Origin of the sequence: Staphylococcus coagulans (genome assembly GCF_002901995.1) — a bacterium.
GTDB classification, from domain to species: domain Bacteria; phylum Bacillota; class Bacilli; order Staphylococcales; family Staphylococcaceae; genus Staphylococcus; species Staphylococcus coagulans.
Map to the genome: position 1 here is coordinate 1 of NZ_PPQN01000089.1, position 220 is coordinate 220.

Here is a 220-nt window from a genome sequence, read left to right on the forward strand (position 1 = left end):
GTTCAATACGCTGCCGAACGTCTTGCAGACAGTGACGTGCTCGTGTGTACGGTGATTGGTTTTCCATTAGGCGCATCCACAACAGAAACGAAAGCTTTCGAAACAGAAGATGCTTTACGTAAAGGTGCAGATGAAATTGATATGGTCATCAACATTGGCGCTTTGAAAGACGGACGTTACGCTGATGTACAACAAGATATTGAAGCTGTGGTCAAAGCGG

Annotated in this window: 1 pseudogene; it reads left to right on the forward strand. The window is 45.5% G+C overall.

Annotation, left to right across the window (positions count from 1 at the left end):
- Nucleotides 1-220, forward strand: a pseudogene (locus tag CD118_RS11270) (deoxyribose-phosphate aldolase); the annotation flags it as partial.